Annotated in this window: 25 protein-coding genes; 5 read left to right on the top strand and 20 right to left on the bottom strand. The window is 71.4% G+C overall.

Annotated features, from left to right (window positions below):
• Positions 1 to 74 precede the first annotated feature (74 nt).
• Positions 75 to 506, bottom strand: coding sequence for an SRPBCC family protein (locus ABT295_RS06810; RefSeq protein WP_352393643.1), 432 nt, complete (start codon positions 504 to 506; stop codon positions 75 to 77).
• Positions 507 to 722: 216 nt separating this feature from the next.
• Here ABT295_RS06810 and ABT295_RS06815 point away from each other — a divergent pair, with 216 nt between their 5' ends.
• Together ABT295_RS06815 and ABT295_RS06820 are read left to right on the top strand one after the other, a co-directional pair.
• Positions 723 to 2,198: an AI-2E family transporter gene (locus ABT295_RS06815; RefSeq protein WP_352393644.1), complete on the top strand. Its 1,476-nt coding sequence runs from the start codon at positions 723 to 725 to the stop codon at positions 2,196 to 2,198.
• Between the two features lie 77 nt (positions 2,199 to 2,275).
• The gene (locus tag ABT295_RS06820) at positions 2,276 to 2,785 is read left to right on the top strand and encodes a DinB family protein (RefSeq protein WP_352393645.1); all 510 of its coding nucleotides are present in this window, start codon (positions 2,276 to 2,278) and stop codon (positions 2,783 to 2,785) included.
• Here the strand turns inward: ABT295_RS06820 and ABT295_RS06825 are convergent.
• Together ABT295_RS06825 and ABT295_RS06830 are read right to left on the bottom strand one after the other, a co-directional pair.
• The gene (locus ABT295_RS06825) at positions 2,776 to 3,084 is read right to left on the bottom strand and encodes an Rv1322 family protein (RefSeq protein ID WP_352393646.1); all 309 of its coding nucleotides are present in this window, start codon (positions 3,082 to 3,084) and stop codon (positions 2,776 to 2,778) included. The two genes, ABT295_RS06820 and ABT295_RS06825, sit on opposite strands and share 10 nt — an antisense overlap.
• 16 nt (positions 3,085 to 3,100) lie before the next feature.
• The gene (locus ABT295_RS06830) at positions 3,101 to 4,879 is read right to left on the bottom strand and encodes a 3-hydroxyacyl-CoA dehydrogenase family protein (protein WP_352393647.1); all 1,779 of its coding nucleotides are present in this window, start codon (positions 4,877 to 4,879) and stop codon (positions 3,101 to 3,103) included.
• A gap of 85 nt (positions 4,880 to 4,964) precedes the next feature.
• On the opposite strand from ABT295_RS06830, the gene nucS reads away from it, so the two are divergent.
• Entirely contained in the window at positions 4,965 to 5,660 is a 696-nt protein-coding gene (gene nucS / locus ABT295_RS06835) for an endonuclease NucS (RefSeq protein WP_345507599.1), read from the top strand.
• On the opposite strand, the gene ABT295_RS06840 is transcribed toward nucS, so the two are convergent.
• From ABT295_RS06840 to murA, 4 genes are all read right to left on the bottom strand, one after another.
• A complete protein-coding gene (locus tag ABT295_RS06840; protein WP_352393648.1) occupies positions 5,646 to 6,032 on the bottom strand; it encodes a hypothetical protein in 387 nt (128 codons plus the stop codon). The genes nucS and ABT295_RS06840 overlap by 15 nt on opposite strands.
• Before the next feature lie 18 nt (positions 6,033 to 6,050).
• A complete protein-coding gene (locus ABT295_RS06845) occupies positions 6,051 to 8,132 on the bottom strand; it encodes an ethylmalonyl-CoA mutase (RefSeq protein ID WP_352393649.1) in 2,082 nt (693 codons plus the stop codon).
• A 40-nt stretch (positions 8,133 to 8,172) separates the two neighbouring features.
• Complete coding sequence (locus ABT295_RS06850; RefSeq protein WP_352393650.1) at positions 8,173 to 8,532, bottom strand: STAS domain-containing protein; 360 nt, start codon at positions 8,530 to 8,532, stop codon at positions 8,173 to 8,175.
• Between the two features lie 183 nt (positions 8,533 to 8,715).
• Positions 8,716 to 10,005, bottom strand: coding sequence for a UDP-N-acetylglucosamine 1-carboxyvinyltransferase (gene murA / locus ABT295_RS06855; RefSeq protein WP_352393651.1), 1,290 nt, complete (start codon positions 10,003 to 10,005; stop codon positions 8,716 to 8,718).
• 80 nt (positions 10,006 to 10,085) lie between these two features.
• Between murA and ABT295_RS06860 the strand changes: the two genes are divergently transcribed.
• Entirely contained in the window at positions 10,086 to 10,727 is a 642-nt protein-coding gene (locus ABT295_RS06860; protein WP_352393652.1) for a cob(I)yrinic acid a,c-diamide adenosyltransferase, read from the top strand.
• A 311-nt stretch (positions 10,728 to 11,038) separates the two neighbouring features.
• Here the strand turns inward: ABT295_RS06860 and ABT295_RS06865 are convergent, their stop codons facing one another.
• A complete protein-coding gene (locus ABT295_RS06865) occupies positions 11,039 to 11,476 on the bottom strand; it encodes a DUF2550 domain-containing protein (protein WP_352393653.1) in 438 nt (145 codons plus the stop codon).
• A gap of 9 nt (positions 11,477 to 11,485) precedes the next feature.
• Positions 11,486 to 11,761 (bottom strand): F0F1 ATP synthase subunit epsilon, encoded by a 276-nt coding sequence (locus tag ABT295_RS06870; RefSeq protein ID WP_345507593.1) that lies wholly within the window; start codon positions 11,759 to 11,761, stop codon positions 11,486 to 11,488.
• A 161-nt stretch (positions 11,762 to 11,922) separates the two neighbouring features.
• Between ABT295_RS06870 and ABT295_RS06875 the strand changes: the two genes are divergently transcribed.
• On the top strand, positions 11,923 to 12,360 hold the full coding sequence (locus tag ABT295_RS06875; protein WP_352393654.1) for a DUF6918 family protein: 438 nt from the start codon (positions 11,923 to 11,925) through the stop codon (positions 12,358 to 12,360).
• 41 nt (positions 12,361 to 12,401) lie between these two features.
• Here ABT295_RS06875 and ABT295_RS06880 read toward each other — a convergent pair whose 3' ends face one another.
• From ABT295_RS06880 to ABT295_RS06930, 11 genes are all read right to left on the bottom strand, one after another.
• Positions 12,402 to 13,772: an NAD(P)/FAD-dependent oxidoreductase gene (locus ABT295_RS06880; protein ID WP_352393655.1), complete on the bottom strand. Its 1,371-nt coding sequence runs from the start codon at positions 13,770 to 13,772 to the stop codon at positions 12,402 to 12,404.
• A gap of 139 nt (positions 13,773 to 13,911) precedes the next feature.
• On the bottom strand, positions 13,912 to 15,372 hold the full coding sequence (gene atpD / locus ABT295_RS06885) for a F0F1 ATP synthase subunit beta (protein WP_352393656.1): 1,461 nt from the start codon (positions 15,370 to 15,372) through the stop codon (positions 13,912 to 13,914).
• A 27-nt stretch (positions 15,373 to 15,399) separates the two neighbouring features.
• Entirely contained in the window at positions 15,400 to 16,335 is a 936-nt protein-coding gene (locus tag ABT295_RS06890; RefSeq protein ID WP_352393657.1) for a F0F1 ATP synthase subunit gamma, read from the bottom strand.
• 105 nt (positions 16,336 to 16,440) lie between these two features.
• Positions 16,441 to 18,072 carry a F0F1 ATP synthase subunit alpha gene (atpA, locus tag ABT295_RS06895; protein ID WP_352393658.1) on the bottom strand — a complete coding sequence of 544 codons (1,632 nt, stop codon included), beginning with the start codon at positions 18,070 to 18,072 and terminating at the stop codon, positions 16,441 to 16,443.
• 69 nt (positions 18,073 to 18,141) lie between these two features.
• Positions 18,142 to 18,954 (bottom strand): F0F1 ATP synthase subunit delta, encoded by an 813-nt coding sequence (locus tag ABT295_RS06900; protein WP_352393659.1) that lies wholly within the window; start codon positions 18,952 to 18,954, stop codon positions 18,142 to 18,144.
• Complete coding sequence (locus tag ABT295_RS06905) at positions 18,954 to 19,532, bottom strand: F0F1 ATP synthase subunit B (RefSeq protein WP_352393660.1); 579 nt, start codon at positions 19,530 to 19,532, stop codon at positions 18,954 to 18,956. Before ABT295_RS06905 ends, ABT295_RS06900 begins: the two co-directional genes overlap by 1 nt.
• Positions 19,533 to 19,581: 49 nt before the next feature.
• Entirely contained in the window at positions 19,582 to 19,791 is a 210-nt protein-coding gene (gene atpE / locus ABT295_RS06910; protein WP_020142944.1) for an ATP synthase F0 subunit C, read from the bottom strand.
• Positions 19,792 to 19,915: 124 nt separating this feature from the next.
• A complete protein-coding gene (gene atpB / locus ABT295_RS06915; protein ID WP_352393661.1) occupies positions 19,916 to 20,695 on the bottom strand; it encodes a F0F1 ATP synthase subunit A in 780 nt (259 codons plus the stop codon).
• Between the two features lie 169 nt (positions 20,696 to 20,864).
• Complete coding sequence (locus ABT295_RS06920) at positions 20,865 to 21,149, bottom strand: AtpZ/AtpI family protein (RefSeq protein WP_352393662.1); 285 nt, start codon at positions 21,147 to 21,149, stop codon at positions 20,865 to 20,867.
• Positions 21,150 to 21,163: 14 nt separating this feature from the next.
• Positions 21,164 to 21,661: a Cg1360 family ATP-synthase-associated protein gene (locus ABT295_RS06925; RefSeq protein WP_352393663.1), complete on the bottom strand. Its 498-nt coding sequence runs from the start codon at positions 21,659 to 21,661 to the stop codon at positions 21,164 to 21,166.
• A 154-nt stretch (positions 21,662 to 21,815) separates the two neighbouring features.
• Entirely contained in the window at positions 21,816 to 22,913 is a 1,098-nt protein-coding gene (locus tag ABT295_RS06930) for an MraY family glycosyltransferase (RefSeq protein ID WP_352393664.1), read from the bottom strand.
• Positions 22,914 to 22,956 lie beyond the last annotated feature (43 nt).

Raw genomic sequence — 22,956 nt, forward strand, 5'->3', positions numbered from 1 at the left:
CGCCGGTGGGCGACGGGGGCACGCGGGCACGCGGGCACGCGGCGTGCGGGCGCAGCGGCGCCGCCGGGCCCAGGTCAGCGGGACTCGAGGGCGCGGGTCAGCTGCTCCTCCGTGTCGGACGCGAGCTTCTCGAAGACCAGCTTCATCGCCGGCGCCGCCAGCTTGGCCGCGCCGTGCATCTCGAGGTCGGCGACGTAGGTGATCTCGCTGCCGGTGCCCGAGGGCACCACGGTGATCGTGTCGGTCGAGGTGGCGCTGTCGTTGCGCCCGACGAGCACCACCTTCGAGTCGGTCAGCTCGACGAGCTCGTACTCCAGCTCGGTCGTCACGCCGGCGATCTTCGAGACGTTGTGCCACTTCGCGCCCACGGCGACGGGCCCGTCGCCGATGCGCGTGCAGGACTCCGTGCCCGGGTCCCACTCCTCGGCGTTGGCGAAGTCCTTGAGGTAGTCGACGACGGCGGCCGGGGCCGGTCGGACGGTGAAGGTGCGCGAGACGCTGGGCATGGTGCTCTCCTCGGTGGTCGGGCGCCCACGGGCGACGCGGGCGTCGTGCTGCCGCTTGTCGTACCCGTCTGCCACCCCGCCGTATGCCGGAGGTGCCGAGCGACCGAAACGTGACCGTCCTCGTCGCCCACCGTCCGCCCACCCGTCCGCCCACCCGTCGCCGACACGCGGCCACCGCGCCCCGCCCGCCCGGGCGGCTGCCGTAGGCTCCCCGGGGTGAGCATCTGGGGACGGTGGACGCGCTACCGCCGCACCCAGCGCGCGCGGATCGCGGCGCTGCGGGCGCGCGACCTCGGCTTCGACGAGGAGGCCCTGCACGCGGCCTACGGGCGAGCACCACGCCGCGGCGAGGCACCGCCCACCAGCTCGACCGGGCCGACCGGTCCGACCGGGGACGACGCGTCCCCCACGACGCCGGCGGCGCCCGCGCCGGCCGGTCCCCCGGCCGAGGCCGCGGAGCCGCACCCGTTGGCCACCGCGCTGCCGCTCGAGCCCGCCCTGACGGCGGGCACCGACGACACCGGCACCGACGACACCGGCACCGACGACGTCCGCACCGACGACATCGGCACCGGCGACGAGACCGGGTCCGACGACCCCGAGCGGGGCGGCGGCAAGGCCGCCCGGCGCGACTTCGGGCAGAGCGGCACACCGTTCAACCGCCAGTCACCCTTCTACATCGGCTTCGTCGGCGCCATCGGCGTGCTGACGGCCTACGCCGTCGTGCAGGCGATCGGCCAGCTGAGCACCGTCATCACCCTGCTCGTGATCTCGCTCTTCCTCACCCTGGCGCTCAACCCGCTCGTCGAGGCCCTCACCCGGCGCAACGTCCGCCGTGGGTGGGCCGTCACCATCGTCTTCATCGGCCTGCTCGGGGTCTTCACGCTCGTCGGGTGGGTCGTCATCCCGCCCGTCGCCCAGCAGGCCGGCGAGCTCACGTCCAACGCCCCACGCATGCTCGACGACCTCCTGCGCAACCAGTGGGTGCAGGACGTCGACCACCGCTACCAGCTCGTCCAGCGGATCTCCGAGGAGGTCAACAAGCGGGTCGCCGACGGCAACCTCTGGGCGGGGGTCTTCGGCGGGGTGCTCGACGCGGGCAAGCTCATCGCCTCCGGGGTCTTCAGCGTGCTGACGGTGCTCGTGCTCACCCTCTACTTCGTCAGCTCGCTGCCGGCCGTCAAGCAGGCCGCCTACGCGCTGGTGCCCGCGAGCCGCCGGCCCCGCACGCGCTCGCTCGCCGAGGAGGTCATGCGGCGGGTCGGCTCCTACGCGATCGGCCAGGTGGCCGTCGCGGCCATCAACGCGTGCTTCGCGTGGATCATGATGAGCCTCATCGGCCTGAAGTTCGCCGCCGTGCTCGCCGTCGCCGTCGGCTTCCTCGGCCTCGTGCCGATGGTCGGAGCGACGCTCGGGGCCACCGTCGTGGCCGTCGTGGCCTTCTTCGACGAGCCCAAGAAGGCGCTCATCGTCATCATCTACTTCGTCGTCTACCAGCAGCTCGAGAACTACGCCGTGATGCCCCGCGTCATGCAGCGCACCGTGGCGGTGCCGGGCGCCGTCACCGTCGTGGCCGCGCTCGCCGGCGGCACCCTCCTCGGCATGCTCGGTGCGCTCCTCGCCATCCCGTTCGCGGCGGGCGCGCTGCTGCTCTACGAGGAGGTCCTCGTCCCCCGCCAGCGTCGGCACTAGCGACCCGTCACCGAGCAGGTACGCCGTCCGCGCGTCGCGCGCGCACGCACCCCTCGTGGGTGGCAGGCTCTGCGTCCATGACGCAGCCACCCAGCGCCGAGGACGTCGTCTCGGCCCCGGCCCACCTCCAGGTCGAGGCCTTCATCGACGAGCACCGCGCGGCCCTGCGCGAGGCGCTCGAGGGCCTGTCCGAGGATGAGGCGCGACGCTCGCTCGTGCCCTCGGCCACGACCCTGCTCGGCCTCGTCAAGCACGCGACGTTCGTCGAGAAGGTGTGGTTCGACGAGGCGGTCACCGGTCGCTCCCGCGCCGAGATCGGCATCCCCGCGACGCCCGACGAGTCGTTCGTCCTCGACGCGGACGACACCATCGCGTCGATCTCTCGCGCGCACGAGCAGGCCTGCGCGGCCTCGCGGTCGGCGACGGACCGCCTGGGTCCCGACGACGTCCTGACGGGAAACCGGCGCGGACCGCTGCCGCTGCGTTGGGTGCGCCTGCACGTGCTGCGCGAGCTCGCCCAGCACTGCGGGCACGCCGAGATCCTGCGCGAGCAGGTGCTCGCCGCGCGCGGGCCGGCTCAGCGGTAGGCGTTGCCCGGGGGCCGGGCGTCGCGGCGCTGCCAGCAGCCGGTGTGCCAGTGCCGGCGGTCACCGAGCCCGCCGACGCCCTCGGCCGGCCACACGACGACGTGGGGAACGCCCGGCGGCACGTCTTGGGAGCACCCCGGGCACAGATACGCCCGGGTGGCCGACGCCCCGCTCACCGAGCGCACGGTCCAGCGGCTGCCGGCATACGTCTCCTCTTGGGTGCTGCCGCCCTGGATGCGCGTCACGTCGAGCGGCACGTGCTCGCGCGCGTGCTTGCTGGGCTTGCGGCGCGAGGGCATGCACCCAGCGTAGGCGTCAGGCGTAGGTGCGGAACCCGCGGCCCGTCTTGCGCCCGAGGTAGCCGGCGGTGACGAGGTGCTCGAGGAGCGGCGCCGGGGCGTAGCCGCGCTCGCGGAACTCGAGGTAGAGCTCGCGCTCGATGGCGAGCGAGACGTCGAGGCCGACGACGTCGAGCAGCTCGAAGGGACCCATCGGCAGGCCGCAGCCGGTCTTCATCGCGGTGTCGATGTCGTCGGCCGTCGAGTAGTTGGCCTCGAGCATCTTGACGGCGTCGTTGAGGTAGGGGAAGAGCAGCGCGTTGACGATGAAGCCGGAGCGGTCGCCGCACGTCACGGCGTGCTTGCCCACCGCCGCGCACAGCTGCTGCACGGTGGCGACGACGTCGTCGGCCGTCGAGACCGTGTGCACGACCTCGACGAGGCGCATGACCTGGGCAGGGTTGAAGAAGTGCATGCCGATGACGTCCTGCGGCCGCTTCGTCGCGGCCGCGCACTCGACGACGGGCAGCGAGCTCGTCGTCGTGGCGAGGATGGCGCCCGGGCGGCAGATCTCGTCGAGGTTCTCGAAGAGGGCCCGCTTGACGGCGAGGTCCTCGACGACGGCCTCGACGACGAGGTCGACGTCGGCGAGGTCCTCGAGCCGGGTCGTGCCCCGGACGCGGCCGAGCGCGGCGTCGCGGTCGGCCTCCTCGATCTTGCCGCGCTGCACGCCCTTCTCGAGGCTCGTCGCCAGCGCGCTGTTCACGGCCGCCACCTTGGCGTCACCGCGCGCTACGAAGACGACGTCGAGCCCGGCCTTGGCGAAGACCTCGACCATGCCGGTCGCCATGGTGCCGGAGCCGACGACCCCGACGGTGCGCACCGCGCGCACGGCGACGTGGGCGCCGTCCTGGTCGCGTGGCGTCAGCGCGTCGTCGACGACCTGCGAGCTGCCCGGGGCGGCATACGTGTAGAAGCCGCGGCCGCTCTTGCGGCCCTTGAGCCCCGCGCTCACCATCTGCTTGATGACCGGGCTCGGCGCGTGCAGGCGGTCACGACCCTGCTTGTACATCGTGTCGAGGATCTCGTAGGCGGTGTCGAGGCCGATGAGGTCCATCAGGGCGAGCGGTCCCATGGGGTAGCCGCAGCCGAGCTTCATGGCGGCGTCGATGTCCTCGCGCGTGGCGTACTTGCTCTCGTACATCGCGACGGCGTGGTTGAGGTAGCCGAAGAGCAGGGCGTTGGCGATGAAGCCGGCCTTGTCGCCGACGACGACGGGCTTCTTGCCGAGCCGCTCGGCGAGCGCCTTGACGTCCTCGAAGGTCTCGTCGCTCGTGATGACGGTCTTGATGACCTCGACGAACTGGAGCACGGGCGCCGGGTTGAAGAAGTGCATGCCGACGACGCGCTTGGGGTTGATCGTCGCGACGGCGATCTCGGTGACGGGCAGCGAGCTCGTGTTCGTCGCGAGGATCGCGTCGTCGCCGACGATGGCGTCGAGCCGCCCGAAGATCTCCTTCTTGAGGTCGAGGTGCTCGGGCACGGCCTCGATGACGAGCTGGCACTCCTTGAGGTCGGCCATGTCGCTCGTGAACTGCACGCGGGCGTGGAGCGCCGCCTGGTCCTCGGGCGCCAGCTTGCCGCGGGAGACCGCACGGTCGGTCGAGTGCGCGAGCACGCCGCGGCCCTTCTCGACCGCCTCGTCGGTGACCTCCACCGCGACGACGTCGATGCCGTTGCGGGCGAAGACCTCCACGATGCCGGCACCCATGGTGCCGAGTCCGATGACGCCGACCTTGGTGAACTCACGAGCCATGGGGGTGAGTCTCGCAGAGCGCACCCGCCCCCCACACCCGCCCGCGGCGTGACGCTGCCCACGCGACCTCCCTTAGGGTGGTGCGGTGCGTCTCGTCATTGCCCGCTGCAGCGTCGACTACGACGGTCGGCTCACCGCCCACCTCCCCCTCGCGACCCGGCTGCTCGTCGTCAAGGCCGACGGCTCCGTGCTCGTGCACAGCGACGGCGGCTCCTACAAGCCGCTCAACTGGATGTCGCCGCCGTGCACCATGGCCGAGGTCGAGCCCGACGAGACCCAGTCCGGCGACGGCGTGGTCGCCGTGTGGCGCGTGCAGCACGCCAAGAGCGAGGACCGCCTCACGGTGCTCATCCACGAGGTGCTACACGACTCCGCCCACGAGCTCGGCGTCGACCCGGGCCTCGTCAAGGACGGTGTCGAGGCGCACCTGCAGCGGCTGCTCGCCGAGCACATCCACACCCTCGGCCACGGCTGGTCGCTCGTGCGGCGCGAGTACATGACGGCCATCGGGCCGGTCGACATCCTCGCCAAGGACGCCGGCGGCACGAGCGTGGCCGTCGAGATCAAGCGCCGCGGCGAGATCGACGGCGTCGAGCAGCTGACCCGCTACCTCGAGCTGATGAACCGCGACCCGCACCTCGCGCCGGTCACCGGCGTCTTCGCCGCGCAGCAGATCAAGCCGCAGGCGCGCACCCTCGCCGAGGACCGCGGCATCCGCTGCGTCGTGCTCGACTACGACGCCCTCAAGGGCATCGACGACGCGGAGTCACGCCTCTTCTGAGCCGCGTCGGGTCGACCACTCGGCCGACGGGCCGGCCTCGAGGGGCTCGACGCGCGCGCCCTCCGAGTCGACGAGCAGCAGCACCGGCTCGGCCGCGTCACCGGCGCGGACGACGACGACGGTCTCGCCCCGGTGCAGGTCGACGACGGCGCCGAGGTCGGCCGAGCCGTCGCCGAGGTCGCCGTGGGCGAGGTGCGAGGGCACCCCGAGGTCGTCGGCCAGCGCCTCGACCGGGCCGGTGTCGGGCACGTCGTCGGCCGCGTAGACGGCCTGCACGCGCTCGAGGTGCACCTCGGCCGCGAGCCAGGCGACGTCGGCGAGCGCCGGCGGGTTGACGACGACGACCCGAGCGGGGCACTGGAGGTCGCTCATGGCACCGACGCTACGCCTTCAGGCGGGTGCGAGGGTCAGTGGTGGCAGACCTCGCGCGGCCCGCACCACGCCGACCATCTCGGCCATGATCTCGTTGAGCCCGAAGTCCTTCGGGGTGAAGACCATCGCCACCCCGGCCGCACGGAGGGCCGCTGCGTCGGACTCGGGGATGATGCCGCCGACGATGACGGGCACGTCGCCGGCGCCCGCCTCCTGCAGCCCGCGGATCACCTCGGGCACGAGCTCCATGTGCGAGCCGCTGAGGATGGAGAGCCCGACGAGGTGCACGTCCTCGGCGACGGCGGCCGCGACGATCTGCTCGGGGGTCAGCCGGATGCCCTGGTAGACGACCTCGAACCCGGCGTCGCGGGCTCGCACCGCCACCTGCTCCGCCCCGTTGCTGTGCCCGTCGAGCCCGGGCTTGCCGACGAGCACCCGGAGCTTCTCGCCGAGCTCCTCACCGGTGCGGGCGACGAGGCCGCGCACCCGGGCGAGCGCGTCACCCGGCTCGCTCGCGCCGACGCCCACCGAGCCGGAGACACCGGTGGGGGCGCGGTACTCGCCGAACTGCTCGCGCAGGACGGCCGCCCACTCCCCCGTCGTCAGCCCGGCCCGGGCCGCCTCGATCGAGGCGCCCATCAGGTTGTTCCCGTCGCGCGCGTCCGACGACAGGCGCTCGCGCGCGGCCTCGGCCCGGGCCCTGCGCCCGGGGTCGGCGTCTCGTGACTCGCGCCAGGCCCGCACGGCGGCCGCCGCCCGGCGCTCGACGTCGGCGTCGACGGTCTGGATCGCGGCGTCGAGGTCGGCCGTGAGCGGGTTGGGCTCGGTCGTCTCGAAGCGGTTGAGGCCGACGACGACCGACTCCCCCGCCTCGATGCGCCGGCGCCGCTCGGAGTGCGAGGCCACGAGGGCCGACTTCATGTAACCGGACTCGACGGCCGCCACCGCGCCACCGAGCTGCTCGACGCGGGCCATCTCGGCCCGGGCCCCGGCGACGAGCTCGGCCACCTTCGCCTCGACGACGACGGAGCCGGTGAAGAGGTCGTCGTACTCGAGCAGGTCGGACTCGTAGGCGAGCACCTGCTGCATGCGCAGGCTCCACTGCTGGTCCCACGGCCGGGGCAGGCCGAGCGCCTCGTTCCAGGCGGGCAGCTGGATCGCGCGGGCCCGGGCGTCGCGCGACAGGGTGACGGCGAGCATCTCGAGGACGATGCGCTGGACGTTGTTCTCCGGCTGGGCCTCGGTCAGGCCCAGGCTGTTGACCTGCACCCCGTAGCGGAAGCGGCGGGCCTTGGCGTCCGTGACCCCGTAGCGCTCGCGGGTCAGCTCGTCCCAGAGCTCGACGAAGGCGCGCATCTTGCACATCTCCTCGACGAAGCGCACCCCGGCGTTGACGAAGAAGGAGATCCGCGCGACGACGGCGTCGAACTCCTCCGGCGGCACCTGCCCCGAGTCCCGCACCGCGTCGAGCACGGCCACCGCCGTCGAGAGGGCGTAGGCGATCTCCTGCACCGGCGTCGCGCCGGCCTCCTGCAGGTGGTAGCTGCAGATGTTGATGGGGTTCCACCGCGGCATCTCGCGCACCGTGTAGGCCACCATGTCGGTGATGAGCCGGAGCGAGGGCCCGGGCGGGAACACGTAGGTCCCGCGCGAGAGGTACTCCTTGATGATGTCGTTCTGCGTGGTGCCCGCGAGCTCGCGCACCCACGCGGCCGGGTCGTCGCCCGCGTCCTTCGCCTGCTGCTCGGCCACGACCTGGTAGAGCGCGAGCAGCCACATCGCCGTCGCGTTGATCGTCATCGACGTGTTCATCCCGCGCAGCGGGATGCCGTCGAAGAGCGCGGCCATGTCGCCGACGTGGCTGACCGGCACGCCGACCTTGCCGACCTCGCCGCGCGCGAGGGCGTGGTCGGGGTCGTAGCCGGTCTGGGTGGGCAGGTCGAAGGCGACCGACAGGCCCGTCTGGCCCTTGGCGAGGTTGCGGCGGTAGAGCGCGTTGCTCGCAGCGGCACTCGAGTGGCCGGCATACGTCCGCATCACCCACGGACGGTCGGGAGTCACCCGGGCAGCGGGCGGCGGTGCGCTCTCCGTCGAAGACATGGCTCGACGGTAGCGGCGCCCCGAGAGACTGGGGAGGCGCTCAGGCGGTGAGAGGCGCCACAGTGACCGCGGCGTGGCGGGGGGCGAGGATGCGGTCGAGGCGGCAGCCCCGCAGCAGCCGCGTCGTGCGGTCGCTCGCGTCGACGAGGAGCAGCCGCCGCTCGGCACGCGTGGCCCTCCGGTGCAGGTGGACGATCACGCCGAGCCCCGTGGCGTCGCCGATCTCCGCCGCGCCGAGGTGCAGCCGCAGCTCGCCGGGGCCGAGGTCGATGACCTCGTGGATCGCGTCCCGGATGTCGGGGACGGTGTGGACGTCGAGCCGCCCCTCGATGATGACGTCGTGGCCGTCAGGTGCGTCGAGCACCTGGATCGGACCCCTTCGCTGGGTGTGCAGCGTCATCCAGGACCCCTCTCAACGCTGTGCCGTCACCATGATGACGCGTCAGCCGACGAATACGTTGCCCCTCGGAGTCAAGAAAGGGTCAAGAAATACGTTCGTCACGAAAACCGACCGTTTGCCCCCACGGGCGCACCGGGGCGGAGCGGCCCGCCCGGAACGGCGACCGACGTGCTGCCGGGCCCGTCAGATCTGCTCGAAGGGCGCGTCGTCGGGCTCGCGCGTGACGTCGGCGCCGAGGGCCCGCATGGCCTCCTCGAAGCGCGGGTAGCCGCGGTCGATGTGGTGCACGCCGCTGACGAGCGTGTCACCCTCCGCCACGAGCCCGGCGATGACGAGCGCCGCGCCGGAGCGGATGTCGCTGCTCTCGACCGGGGCCCCGGAGAGCAGCGGCACCCCGTGCGTCATGACGTGGTGGCCGTCGATCTGCGCGTCCGCACCGAGCCGCGCGAGCTCCTGCACGGTGCGGAACCGGGCCTCGAAGAGGTTCTCGGTCACCATCGCGGAGCCCTCCGCGACGGCGTTGTAGGTCAGGGCGAAGGGCTGCAGGTCGGTCGGGAAGCCCGGGTAGGGCAGCGTCGCGACGTCGAAGGCCCGCGGCCGCCGGTCGGTCGCCGAGACGCGGAACCCGCGCGCCGTGACCTCGACCCGGCAGCCGGCGTCCTCGAGGGCCGCGAGCGGCGCGCGCAGGTGCTCGGCCACGCCGCCGACGACCTCGATGTCGCCCCGGGTCGCGGCGGCCGCGAAGGCCCACGTGCCGGCCGCGATGCGGTCGGAGACGACGGCGTGCTCGGTCGGGGTCAGCGCGTCGACGCCGTGCACGGTGATCCGCGACGTGCCCGCCCCCTCGATGCGGGCCCCCATGGAGACGAGCATGTCGGCGATGTCGACGATCTCCGGCTCCTTGGCGACGTTGTCGATCGTCGTCGTGCCACGGGCGAGCACGGATGCCGTCAGCACGTTCTCGGTGGCCCCGACGCTCGGGAAGTCGAGCCGGATGTCGGCGCCGCGCAGCCCGGAGGGGGCCGTCGCGACGAGGTAGCCGTGGGTCACGTGCACCTGGGCGCCGAGCGCCTCGAGCCCGGCTGCGTGCAGGTCGAGGCCACGCGACCCGATGGCGTCACCGCCGGGCACCGCGACGTCGGCCTCGCCGACCCGCGCCACGAGCGGCCCGAGCACCGAGATCGAGGCCCGCAGGGCCCGCACGAGCTCGTAGTCGGCGCGGTGCCCGATGCGCTCGGGCACGTCGAGCACGACGGTGCCGAGCCGGGCGTCGTAGACGACGTCGACCCCGAGGCGGCGCAGCAGCTCGGCCATGATCGTGACGTCGGCGATGGCCGGCACGTTCGTCAGGGTCGTGCGGCCGACCGCGAGCAGCGCGACCGCCATGAGCTTGAGCGCACTGTTCTTGGCGCCCACGACGGCGGCCTCGCCCCGCAGGTGCGCGCCGCCGACGACCCGGAATCGCTCTCTCACCCAAGGCACCCTATCGGGGGCCGCGCCGGAGTCGTGACCGCGCCGACGGGCCGGCATCCACCGGGTGAGAGAGTGGCCCCATGGTCAACCTGACGCGGATCTACACCCGCACCGGAGACGACGGCACGACGAGCCTCGGGGACTTCTCCCGGGTCGGCAAGAACGACGCGCGGCTGCATGCGTACGCCGACTCCAACGAGGCGAACGCGGCGATCGGCATCGCCGTCGCCTGCGGCGACCTGCCGGACGAGGTGCGGGCCACGCTCCAGCGCGTGCAGAACGAGCTCTTCGACGTCGGCGCCGACCTCTCCACGCCGCTGCGCACGAGCTACGACTACCCGCCGCTCCGCGTCGAGCAGCCGTGGATCGACGACCTCGAGCGCGACTGCGACCACTACCTCGAGCAGGTCGAGAAGCTGCGCTCCTTCATCCTCCCCGGCGGCACCCCGGGCTCGGCGCACCTGCACCTCGCGACGACGATCGTGCGCCGCGCCGAGCGATCCGCCTGGGCGGCCGTCGAGCACCACGGCACCGAGCCGGCGCCGGACGGCGACAGCCGTGGGGCGGGCGGCGTCAACGTCCTCACCGCGAAGTACCTCAACCGGCTCTCGGACCTGCTCTTCATCCTCGCGCGGATCGCGAACAAGCCGATCGGCGGGGACGTGCTGTGGCAGCCGGGCGGCGGTCGGGTCGAGAAGCCCGAGCGAGCCAGGAAGCACTGACGCAGCCCCGGCCCGTGGCAAGCGCCCGCACCCGCCCCCACACCCGGCACGAAAGCGCGCCGTGGCGCACTTCCAGCCGCGATCCGGGCCCCGAGCGGCACCAAAGCGCGCCGTGGCGCAGTTGCAGCCGACTTCCGGCCCGGATCCCGGCGGCAAAGTGCGCCGTGGCGCAGTTGCAGCCACGAACCAGTCGGGATCCGGCGCCCAAGTGCGCCGCGGCGCAGTTGCAGCCGTATGCCGCTCGCTCGAGCCCCGGGCGAAAGTGCGCCGTGGCGCACTTCCAGCCGGTGCGGTTGCGGTTGCGGTTGCGCTCAGGCGACGTTGACGTTGTAGCCGGGCGGGGCGGCTTCCTGCCACGAGCGCAGCGCGGTGTACGCCGGCCCCTGCAGGGCGAGCTCGAAGCGGGTCTCGCCGTCGCTGCACGGCACGCGGCTCGCGTCGGGCAGCAGTGGGATGGAGTCGCTCCCCTCGAGCCGCTCCGGAGCCTCGAGGAGCAGCCGCTGGCGCAGCCACCGGTGCCGCGGGCGCACGGAGACGCCCCCGAGCGTGTACCACTCGAGGGCGTTGTCGCCGAACCGGATGAGCCCGAGGCGCCAGCGGTCGGTGCCGGCCGCGCGCAGACCGCAGAGGGTCAGCGGCAGGCCCTTGGCGATGTAGCGCCGGCGCAGGTAGGTCGTGGCGAGCACGACCACCGCGACGACGAGCAGCGTGCCGATCACGATCTCGGTGGAGACGAGGACCGGCGGCACGCGGTGGCCTCAGTTGCTCTGCAGCGAGGACGCGTCGACGTGCTCGGCGACGATCGTCACCACGTCGGAGTCGACGGAGAGGAAGCCGCCGTCGACCGTCACGGTGCGGCGCTCACCCTCGAGCGACTCGATGGCGACCTCGCCCTCGACGAGGACACCGAGCAACGGGGTGTGGCCGGGCAGGATGCCCAGCTCGCCCGAGATGGACCGGGCGCGTACGAACTTGGCCTCGCCCTCCCAGACCTTTCGGTCGGCGGCAACCATCTCAACCTTGAGCGAACTCACGTTTCCTCCGGATCGTGGGGGTGTGCTGGCAAGTTTAGTGCCTCTGCGAGGATGCTCCGTACGCGAGGGGCCCGGCCCGCGCCAGCCACCTCGCGACCGCTCGTCGACCATCCCACCGAGCACCCCACCGAACACCCCACCGAACACCAGGAGTCCTGCCCATGAGCACCGCCGTGTCCGACGCCCTCCTCGCGCCCGCCCGCCGTCCCGTCGCGGTGACGACGCTGACCGACGTCATCGACGCCGAGGTCGCGGCCAAGTCGGGCTTCGGTGGGGCTGCGGTCAAGGCCGGCTACGCCGCGGTGCGCAAGCTGGGGGGCAACCTCGTGGCCAACGCGACCGACCGCCTGCTCCCCCAGTTCGCCGCTGCCCTCGACCCGTTCTGGGCCGGCAAGGGCGAGCAGCCGTTCGGGGCGCACCTGCTCGCGCACCAGGACGCTGCGGCCGACGCGCTGCTCGCCGTGACGGACGCCAAGGCCGCGAGCACGCGGCACGCGTCGGCGGCCAAGGTCTACGGCTCGCTGCGCGGCAAGGCGAAGTCGCACGTCGTCGCCGCGCTCCCCCGCCTCGGCGCGGCCGTGGAGTCGCTCGTGCCCTGACCGGCTCGTGCCCTGACCGGCTCGCGCCGGCCGTCACGCCCTCACTCGTGGTCGGGGCGCCCGTCGGCCACCGGCGGCAGCTCCGGGCTGAACTGCGGCCCGAGGTCGCTGATCGCCTGGCGGGCGAAGACCTGCTGCTCGGTGACGACGCGCTCCGCACGCCCACGGCCGAGGAAGCTGACCGTCCAGTGCAGCAGCGTCGTGATGCGGTGCTTGAAGCCGATGATGTAGACGAGGTGCACGGCCAGCCAGAGCACCCACGCGAAGAAGCCGCTGAACTGGGCCTTGCCCACCGACGCGACCGCCGAGAAGCGGGAGATCGTGGCCATGCTGCCCTTGTCGAAGTACTCGAACGGGCCCTTCGGCTCGCGGCCGGCGAGCCGGCGCTGGATCTGGTCGGCGGCGTAGCGCCCGCCCTGGATCGCGACCTGCGCGACACCGGGCAGCCCCTTGAGGGCCATCATGTCGCCGACGACGAAGACCTCCGGGTGGCCCGGCAGCGTCAGGTCGTCGTTCACCTCGATGCGCCCGGCCCGGTCGAGGCCGGCCCCGGACTGCTCGGCGAGCTGCCGCCCCAGCGGTGAGGCGCTGACGCCCGCGGCCCAGACCTTGCAGACCGACTCGATGCGCTCCCGGCGGCCGTCACCGTGCTCGACCTCGATGCCGGTCGAGTCGACGTCGACGACCTTGGCTCCGAGGCGCACCTCGACGCCCATCTCGGTGAGCCGCTTCACGGCGCGGTCGCCCAGCTTCTCGCCGAACGAGCCGAGCACCGCGGGCGCGGCGTCGAGCAGGATGACCCGCGCCGTGGTGGGGTCGATGTGCCGGAAGTCGCGCTTGAGCGTGCGGCGGGCGAGCTCGGAGATCTGGCCCGCCATCTCGACGCCGGTGGGCCCGGCGCCCACGACGACGAACGTCATGAGCCGCTCGGCCTCGGCCGGGGTGGACGCGAGCTCGGCGAGCTCGAACGAGCCGAAGATGCGACCGCGCAGCTCGAGGGCGTCGTCGATCGACTTCATGCCCGGCGCGTGGCGGGCGAACTCGTCGTTGCCGAAGTAGGACTGGCCCGCCCCCGCCGCGACGATGAGCGAGTCGTAGGGCGTCACGGTCTGGTGCCCGAGCGTGCTGTGGGTGACCGTGCGCGCCTCGAGGTCGATGTCGGACACGTCGCCGAGCAGGACCCGGGCGTTGCGCTGGCGCTTCAGCACCTCGCGCGTCGAGGGGGCGATCTCGCCCTCGGACAGGATGCCCGTCGCGACCTGGTAGAGCAGCGGCTGGAAGAGGTGGTGCGTCGTGCGCGCGACGAGGGTGACGTCGACGTCGGCGTGCTTCAGCTCCTGCGTGCTGAACAACCCACCGAACCCCGAACCGATCACGACGACCTGGTGTCGCGCTGGGGTGGTCTGGCTCATGGGGTGGCTCCTTGCTGGTCGGCGAACACGTCATCTCCTACAACGACACAGCGCCGGCATCCCTTTCGGGACACCGGCGCTGGCGCGTGTCTGCTCGGTCACACGTGGAGGCCACGGCTGCGCCCGAGCGGTGCGGATCTCAGAGGTTCTTCTGGATGTCCGCCCACTGGCGCTCGACGTCGTCGAGGCCACCGCACATGAAGAACGCCTGCTCGGCGACGTGGTCGTACTCGCCGTCCGCGATCTTCGTGAACGCCTCGATGGTGTCCTTGAGCGGGACCGTCGAACCCTCGATGCCGGTGAACTGCTTGGCGACGTAGGTGTTCTGCGACAGGAACCGCTGGATGCGACGGGCCCGGTTGACGAGGATCTTGTCCTCTTCGGAGAGCTCGTCGATGCCGAGGATCGCGATGATGTCCTGCAGCTCCTTGTTGCGCTGCAGGATCGAGCGGATCCGGACGGCCGTGCTGTAGTGGTCCTGGGCCACGTAGCGCGGGTCGAGGATGCGCGAGGTCGACGTCAGCGGGTCGACGGCCGGGTAGATGCCCATCGACGCGATGTCGCGCGAGAGCTCGGTCGTCGCGTCGAGGTGCGCGAACGTCGTGGCCGGGGCCGGGTCGGTGTAGTCGTCGGCCGGCACGTAGATCGCCTGCATCGAGGTGATCGAGTGACCACGCGTCGAGGTGATGCGCTCCTGGAGCGTGCCCATCTCGTCGGCGAGGGTGGGCTGGTAGCCCACGGCGGACGGCATGCGGCCGAGGAGGGTGGAGACCTCGGAACCGGCCTGCGTGAAGCGGAAGATGTTGTCGATGAAGAGGAGCACGTCCTGCTTCTGGACGTCGCGGAAGTACTCCGCCATCGTCAGCGCCGACAGGGCGACGCGCAGGCGCGTGCCCGGCGGCTCGTCCATCTGGCCGAAGACGAGCGAGGTCTGGCCGAGGACGCCGGCCTCCTCCATCTCGACCATGAGGTCGTTGCCCTCACGGGTGCGCTCGCCGACACCGGCGAACACCGACACACCACCGTGGTCGCGGGCCACACGGGCGATCATCTCCTGGATGAGCACCGTCTTGCCGACGCCGGCACCACCGAAGAGGCCGATCTTTCCACCCTGGACGTACGGGGTGAGCAGGTCGATGACCTTGATGCCGGTCTCGAACATCGTCGTCTTGGACTCGAGCTGGTCGAAGGCCGGGGCCTTGCGGTGGATGCCCCACCGCTCCTTGACCTCGAGGGTCTGGCCCTCCTCGAGGTTGAGGCACTCGCCGGTCGCGTTGAAGACCTTGCCGAGGGTGACGTCGCCCACCGGCACGGTGATCGGGCCGCCGGTGTCCTGCACGGCCGAGCCGCGCACGAGGCCGTCGGTCGGCTGGAGCGAGATGGCGCGGACCATGTTGTCGCCGATGTGCTGGGCGACCTCGAGGTTGAGGTTCTTCGTCTCGCCGGACAGCGTCACCTCGGCCGTGAGCAGGTTGTACTGCTCGGGCATCGCGTCCGAGGGGAACTCGACGTCGACGACGGGGCCGATGATGCGCGAGATGCGTCCGATGCCGCCCGCGGCCGGAGCCGTCCAGGCGGTGTCGCTGACAGTTGCAGTCATGGTGGTCTGCTTCCTTACCTGTGGGCGTTACTTGGCGTCGGCGAGGGCGTCTGCGCCGCCCACGATTTCGCTGATCTCTTGGGTGATGCCGGCCTGGCGGGCCTGGTTGGCGAGACGCTCGTACTTCCTGATGAGCTCGCCGGCGTTGTCGGTGGCCGACTTCATCGCGCGCTGGCGGGCTGCCAGCTCGGAGGCCGCCGAGCTGAGCAGCGCGGTGTAGATGCGGTTGCGCACGTACTTCGGCAGCAGCAGGTCGAGGACCTCCGACGCGCTGGGCTCGAAGGAGTACTCGGGCGGGATCTGCCCGTCCTCGTAGCGGTTGACGCTGAGGTCGACGCTGTCGTCCTCACCGCCCTCGTCGGCCTCGACGACCTCGAGGGGCAGCAGGCGCAGCACGTGCGGGTCCTGGCGGACCATCGAGCGGAAGCGGGTGAAGACGACGTGGATCTCGTCGTGCCCGCCCTCCTCGGTGGGCTTGAGGAAGTCGGCCGTGATGCGGTCGGCGATCTCCTTGGCGTTCTCGAACGTCGGCGCGTCGGAGAAGCCGGTCCACTCGGCGGCGTAGTCGCGCTTGCGGAACTTGTAGTAGCTCACGGCCTTGCGGCCGACGAGGTAGGGCACGACCTCCTTGCCCTCGGCGGTCAGCTTGGAGATCAGCTCCGCGCTCTCCTTGATCGCCGCGACGGAGTAGGCACCGGCAAGTCCGCGGTCCGCCGTGATGATGACGACACCGGCCCGCTTCGCGGTCTCCTTGGCCGTCGTCAACGGGTGGTCCTCGTTGGTGTTCGTCGCCACCGCCGACACGGCACGCGTCAGCGCGGTCGTGTACGGCATCGCCTCGGTCGCCCGCTGGCGGGCCTTGACGACGCGTGCGGCCGCGATCAGCTCCATCGCGTTGGTGATCTTCTTGATGGAGTTGACGGACTTGATGCGCTGGCGGTAGATCCGCATCTGCGCTCCCATGTGCTCCGCCTCTCTTGGTGTCGAAAAGTCTGTGGTTGCCTGCGGGGTGGGCTCACGCCCGGTCCCGTATGCCGCCCGGCGGGCCGGGCGGCATACGGGACGTGGTCACTTCTGCTTGACGATCTTCGCCTGGGTGATCTGGTCGTCGGCGATCTCGTCGAACTGCTCGCTGCCGGCCTCGAGGCCGTCCTTGCCTGAACCCCGGAAGCTGAGCTTGACGTCGTCGACGACCTTGGTCAGGGCTGCCTCGGTGTCGTCGTCGAGCTTGAGCGTCTCGCGGATCGTCTGGAGGATCTTGCCCTCGCGGCGCAGCGTCTCGAGCAGCTCCTGCTCGAAGCCGCGCACGTCCTCGACGGCGACGTCGTCGAGCTTGCCGGTCGTGCCGGTCCAGATCGAGACGACCTGCTCCTCGACGGGGTACGGCGAGCTCTGCGGCTGCTTGAGCAGCTCGACGAGGCGCGCACCACGGGCGAGCTGGGCCCGCGAGGCCGGGTCGAGGTCGGAGGCGAACATCGCGAACGCCTCCATGGCGCGGAACTGCGCGAGGTCGAGCTTGAGTCGACCGGCGACCGACTTCATCGCCTTGATCTGCGCGGCGCCACCGACTCGCGACACCGACACACCCACGTCGATGGCCGGGCGGACGTTGGCGTTGAACAGGTCGGCCTGCAGGTAGATCTGGCCGTCCGTGATCGAGATGACGTTGGTCGGGATGTACGCCGAGACGTCACCGGCCTTCGTCTCGATGATCGGCAGACCCGTCATCGAGCCGTGGCCGAGGTCGTCGGAGAGCTTCGCGCAACGCTCGAGGAGCCGCGAGTGCAGGTAGAAGACGTCACCCGGGTAGGCCTCGCGGCCCGGCGGACGGCGCAGCAGCAGCGACACGGCGCGGTAGGCCTCGGCCTGCTTGGACAGGTCGTCGAAGACGATGAGGACGTGCTTGCCCTGGTACATCCAGTGCTGGCCGATGGCCGAGCCGGTGTAGGGGGCGAGGTACTTGAAGCCCGCCGAGTCGGACGCCGGGGCGGCGACGATCGTCGTGTACTCGAGGGCGCCGGCCTCCTCGAGCGTGCCGCGGACCGACGCGATGGTCGAGCCCTTCTGGCCGATGGCGACGTAGATGCAGCGGACCTGCGCGTCGGGGTCGCCCGACTCCCAGTTGCGCTTCTGGTTGATGATCGTGTCGATCGCGACCGTCGTCTTGCCGGTCTGGCGGTCGCCGATGATGAGCTGGCGCTGGCCACGGCCGACCGGCGTCATGGCGTCGATCGACTTGATGCCGGTCTGGAGCGGCTCGTGCACCGACTTGCGCTGGACGACCGTCGGCGCCTGCAGCTCGAGCGCACGGCGCTCCTCGGAGGCGATGTCGCCGAGGCCGTCGATCGGGTTGCCGAGCGGGTCGACGACGCGACCGAGGAAGGCGTCGCCCACCGGGACCGAGAGGACCTCGCCCGTGCGCTTGACGGCCTGGCCCTCCTCGATGCCGGCGAAGTCACCGAGGACGACGACACCGATCTCGTGCACGTCGAGGTTCAGGGCGAGGCCGAGCGTGCCGTCCTCGAACTGGAGCAGCTCGTTGGTCATGGCCGAGGGCAGACCCTCGACGTGAGCGATGCCGTCACCGGCGTCGGTGACGCGGCCGACCTCTTCGCGGGAGGCCGCGCCGGGCTCGTAGGACTGGACGAACGAGTCCAGTGCGTCCCGGATCTCCTCCGGACGGATCGAAAGCTCCGTCATGTCAGATCTTCTCCTCGGTTTCGACCCGCGGGGCGGGCCGGTGGTTGATCACAGCTGGTGGCAGGTGCCTCAGGCACCCATGGCGCGGCGCGCCGCGTCGAGCTTGCGGATGACGGTCCCGTCGATGAGCTCGTCACCGATCTCGACCTTGACCCCGCCCATGACCCGGGGGTCGACGACGGTGTTGATGTGGACCGTGCCGCCGTAGACGGTGGCGAGCCCGGCGGCGAGCCGGGCACGGTCCTCGTCGGTGAGCGGGACGGCCGACGTGACGGTGGCCGTCTGCTGCTCGCGGCGACGCGCGGCGATGTCGAGGTAGCGCTCGATGGTCCGGTCGAACCGGCGGCCCCGGGGGGCGCGGACGGCCTGTCGGACGAGCCCGAGGGCCTCGGGCGCGACCTTGTCGCCGAGCAGCGACTCGACGAGCGCGAGCCGGCGCTCGCCCGACGCCTGGGCGTCGGTGAGCGCGGTGCGCAGGCCACCGTCGGAGGCGACGATCCGCTCGAAGCGGAAGAGCTCGTCCTCGACGCGGTCGGCACGACCCTCGCCCTCGGCCTGGGCGATGACGGACTCGACGGCATACGCCTCGAGCGTGTCCGTGAGGTCACGCTCGTCGGTCCAGCGCTGGCCGAAGACGCCGCGCAGCACGGCGAGCGTCTCGTCGCCCACCTTGCCGGCGAAGAGGCGGTCGGCGAGCGCCACCTTGTCCGAGCCCTCGCGCGAGGTGTCGGCGACGGCACGGCGCAGGCTCGTGCTGCCGTCGAGCAGCCCGACGACCGCGAAGAGCTCCTCGGCCAGCCGCGAGCGGTCGGCGCCGCCCGCGAGCGCACCGGTGAGCGCGTCGCGGCTCGCCGCCGCTGCTGCGCGTGAGGATCCCTGCATCAGCGGTCCCCGACCTTCTCACGGACGACGTCGCCCGACTCGAGCTCGGCGAGGAAGCGCTCGACGATGCCCTTCTGACGGGTCTCCTCGTGCAGCGACTCGCCGACGATGCGGCTGGCGAGGTCGGTCGAGATGCGGCCCACGTCGTTGCGGAGCGAGACGACCGCCTGCTGGCGCTCGGCCTCGATCTGCTTGTGCGCCGTCTCGGTGATCCGCGCCGCCTCGGAGGCCGCGTGCTCACGCATCTCGGCGATGATCTGCGCACCCTGGGCCTTCGCGTCCTCACGGATGCGAGCGGCCTCGGAACGCGCCTCGACGAGCTGGGCCTGGTACTGCTCGAGCGCGGCCTGGGCCTGGGCCTGGGCCTCCTCGGCCTTGTTCATGCCGCCCTCGATCGCCGCGGTGCGCTCGGCGTAGATCTGCTCGAGGCGCGGGACGACCTTGTTCTTCACGACGAAATACAGGATCGCGAAGGTGGCAAGGCCGAAGAAGAACTCCAGCGGGTGCGGGATGATCGGTGCCGCGGTGGCCCAGAAGCCCTCTTCGCCGCCTTCGGCGAACACGAACGATGCTTGCATGCAGGTCTCCTAGAGAGAACGGGTGCGTCGGGTCGGCCCGGTGGGGCCGTCAGCCCTTGAAGACGAACGCGAGCGCGATACCGAAGATGGCGAGCGCCTCGGTGATGGCCATGCCCAGGAAGGCGATCGGCTGCAGCATGCCGCGGGCCTCGGGCTGACGCGCGACGCCGTTGATGTAGGCGGCGAAGATCAGACCGACACCGATACCGGGGCCGATGGCGGAGAGGCCGTAACCGAGGATGGCGATGTTGCCAGTCATGTGTTTTCCATTCCTTCTTGTCTTGTCCGACTGGCGGTTTGCCAGACGGGCGGGGGCGAAGCTGGTGTGGTGCTCGTGCGGTGGTGCAGTTCGTGGTGCGCCGGGGCGGCGCGGGGTGGTGCGCTCAGTGCTCGTCGGCGACGGCGCCGGCGATGTAGAGCGCGGCCAGCAGCGTGAAGACGTAGGCCTGCAGGAACTCGACCAGCAGCTCGAAGAGCGTCATCACGAGGGCGAAGACCCAGGTGACGCCACCGGCGACCACGAGGACGCCGCCGGAGGTCAGCATGTACCAGCCACCGGTGATGAACAGGACGAGCAGGATGTGGCCGGCGAACATGTTGCCGAAGAGTCGCAGGGCGAGGGTGACCGGGCGCGTGAAGAGGTCGGTGATCAGCTCGAGGAAGAAGATCGGCAGGATCATGCCCTTGGGCAGCCCCGAGGGGACGAGCGACTTCCAGTAGCCGATGAAGCCGTGCTTCTTCATGCCGACGACGTGGAAGACGACCCAGACGATGAGGGCCAGCGCGATCGGGAAGCCGATGCGGCTCATCGTCGGGTAGCTGAACGGCGGGACGACGCCGAAGAAGTTGTTGACGAGGATCAGCACGAACATCGAGAACAGCAGCGGCACGAACCGCATGAAGTCCTTGCTGCCGATGAGGTCCTTGGCCACGCCGTTGCGGACCAGGCCGTAGACGGCCTCGGTGCCCATCTGGCCCTTGCTCGGCACGATGGCCTTCTTGCGGGTCGTGGCGAGCAGCCACCACACGATGAGGCCGACGGAGACGGCCATGAGGAACATCGGGCGCGTGATGGCCCAGGCCCCGTCACCGATGAGGGGCTGCCAGAACTCCTCGACACCGGGGGCGGTGTAGTCCGTCGGGGCGGCGGCCACGATGCTCACGGGTTGCTCCTTCGTACGTTCTGGGCGTTGGCGCTGACGCCGTGCGTCAGCAGTGCGGGGTCGGTGGGGGGTGGCGCGTGGTGGGGCGCTCCCCCGTCGGGACCCGATGTCGGTGGGCCGGCGAGCGACACGTGGTCAGGCTGCGCGGGGGCTGCGAGGCTCGCTGGGCTCAATGGGTACCGTATCGGAACCAGATCAGGTAGAGCGACATGGCCATCCCACCCACGATCCCGGCCCCGACGAGCCACGACGTGCCCAGCCAGTGGTCCACGAGCGCCCCGAGGCCGCCGTAGATCAGCGGGCCGGTCAGCAGGTAGGCCACGGCCCGCCAGGCCGAGTCCTGCTCGCGGACGTTGAACGAGCGCAGCTGCTCGGCCTCGTCCTCCGCGCTCGGCGAGGACGGCAGCGGGGGCTGCGTCGGCTCGACCGGCTCGGGGTTCGGTGGTGTGGTCATGTCGACCTCCGCGGTCACGGCTCATCACGCGGCTCCCGGTCGGTGGGAGCGGCGTCGGTGTGCGGGGCGGGCGCCTCGAGCGAGGCGGCGCCGTCGGGGTCGTAGGCGAAGATCCGCAGCCGCTTGTAGGCGCGCATCTCGAAGAACAGCCAGACGACGGCGCACACGGTGATCGACACGCCGATGGCGTAGCCGGACGCCCAGGAGACGTCGCGCAGCGCGAACATCGCGACCCCCAGCACCAGCACCTTGACGGTGTAGGTGGCCATGACGACCATCATCGTCGTCGTGGGCGCGAGGTCGGCCGTCCGCTTCATGACGAGCAGCGTCAGGCTGAAGAAGAACAGCACGATGGCGGCACCGAGCGCGGCGGACCACGCGGCCTTGGGGCTCGAGAAGAGACCGACGACGACGCACCCCAGACCCACGACGGCCGTCGGCAGGAGCGAGCCCCGGAGGAGCTGCGCGAACGCATCGGACTGTGATGCGTTCGGGGCCGGTGTGGCGCTCAAGGAAGACCTGCCTGGCTGCGTCTGGGTGGCTCGTGGAGGCGGTGCTGCGGTGCGGGGCGTCGGACCGGTTCGGTCGCGATCCCCTGCACCGGGAAGGCCTTTCGGCGCCGTGGAGGCATCCTCTCAGACTCCCCTCAGGTGCTTGTGAATGCTATCACAAGCGCTTCGCCGGCCTCCACCGCGGCAGCCACACGGTGAGCACGACACCGACCGCGGCGGCGGCCCCCACGACGGCCAGCGGACGGAGTCCGTCCCAGATGACGAAGGACACGGAGCCGAGCGCCACGATGGCGGCCCAGAGGTAGAGGATGAGCACGGCGCGGCGGTGGCCGTGCCCGATGCCGAGCATCCGGTGGTGCAGGTGCATCGCGTCCGGCTGCCAGGGCCGCTGCCCCGCCCGGGTGCGGCGCACGACGGCGAGCAGCATGTCGAGGAAGGGCAGCAGCAGCACGGCGAGCGGCACGAGGATGGGCAGGAACGCCGCCGAGACGGCGTTGCCGCTCACCTGCCCCGGGTCGACGTTGCCGGTCAGCGTGATCGTCGCCGCCGAGAGCAGCAGGCCGAGCGTCAGGGCCCCGGAGTCGCCCATGAAGAGGCGGGCCGGGTGGAAGTTGTGCGGCAGGAAGCCCGCGCAGCACCCCACCAGGGCCGCGGAGATGAGCGTCGCGGTCGAGAAGACGTTGGCCGGCTGGAACGAGCGCGACACGAGGTAGCTGTAGATGAAGAACGCGAGCGCCGCGATGCCGACGACGCCGGCGGCGAGGCCGTCGAGCCCGTCGATGAAGTTCACCGCGTTCGTCGAGGCGATGACGACGACGATGGTGAACAGCACGAGCACCGGCGTCGGCAGGATCGTCGTGCCGAAGATCGGCAGCGAGAGCAGCTGCACGCCGGTGTAGGCCATCAGGCCGGCCGCGAGCATCTGCCCGGCGAGCTTGGTGACCCAGTCGAGCTCACGGATGTCGTCGAAGGCGCCGACGAGGCAGACGATGCCGCCCGCGACGAGCACGCCCCAGAGCTGCCGGGTCGCGAAGAGCCCGCCGAGGTAGGGCAGCGCCCGCGCGACGAGCACCGCCGCGACGAACCCGAGGTAGATGCCCACTCCCCCGAGCCGCGGGATCGGCGTCGTGTGCACGTCGCGCTCGCGCACCGCCGTGAACGCCCCGGTCGCCACGGCGATGCTGCGGATGAACGGCGTCGCGAGGTACGTGACCGCGGCGGCCACGACGAGGACGAGGACGTACTCGTGCACCTACCGACCTCCGCTCGCTCCGGGACGTCCGGTGGGTGCCGGA

This window comes from Terrabacter sp. NPDC000476 (assembly GCF_040300125.1).
In the GTDB taxonomy this organism is placed as follows: Bacteria; Actinomycetota; Actinomycetes; order Actinomycetales; family Dermatophilaceae; genus Terrabacter.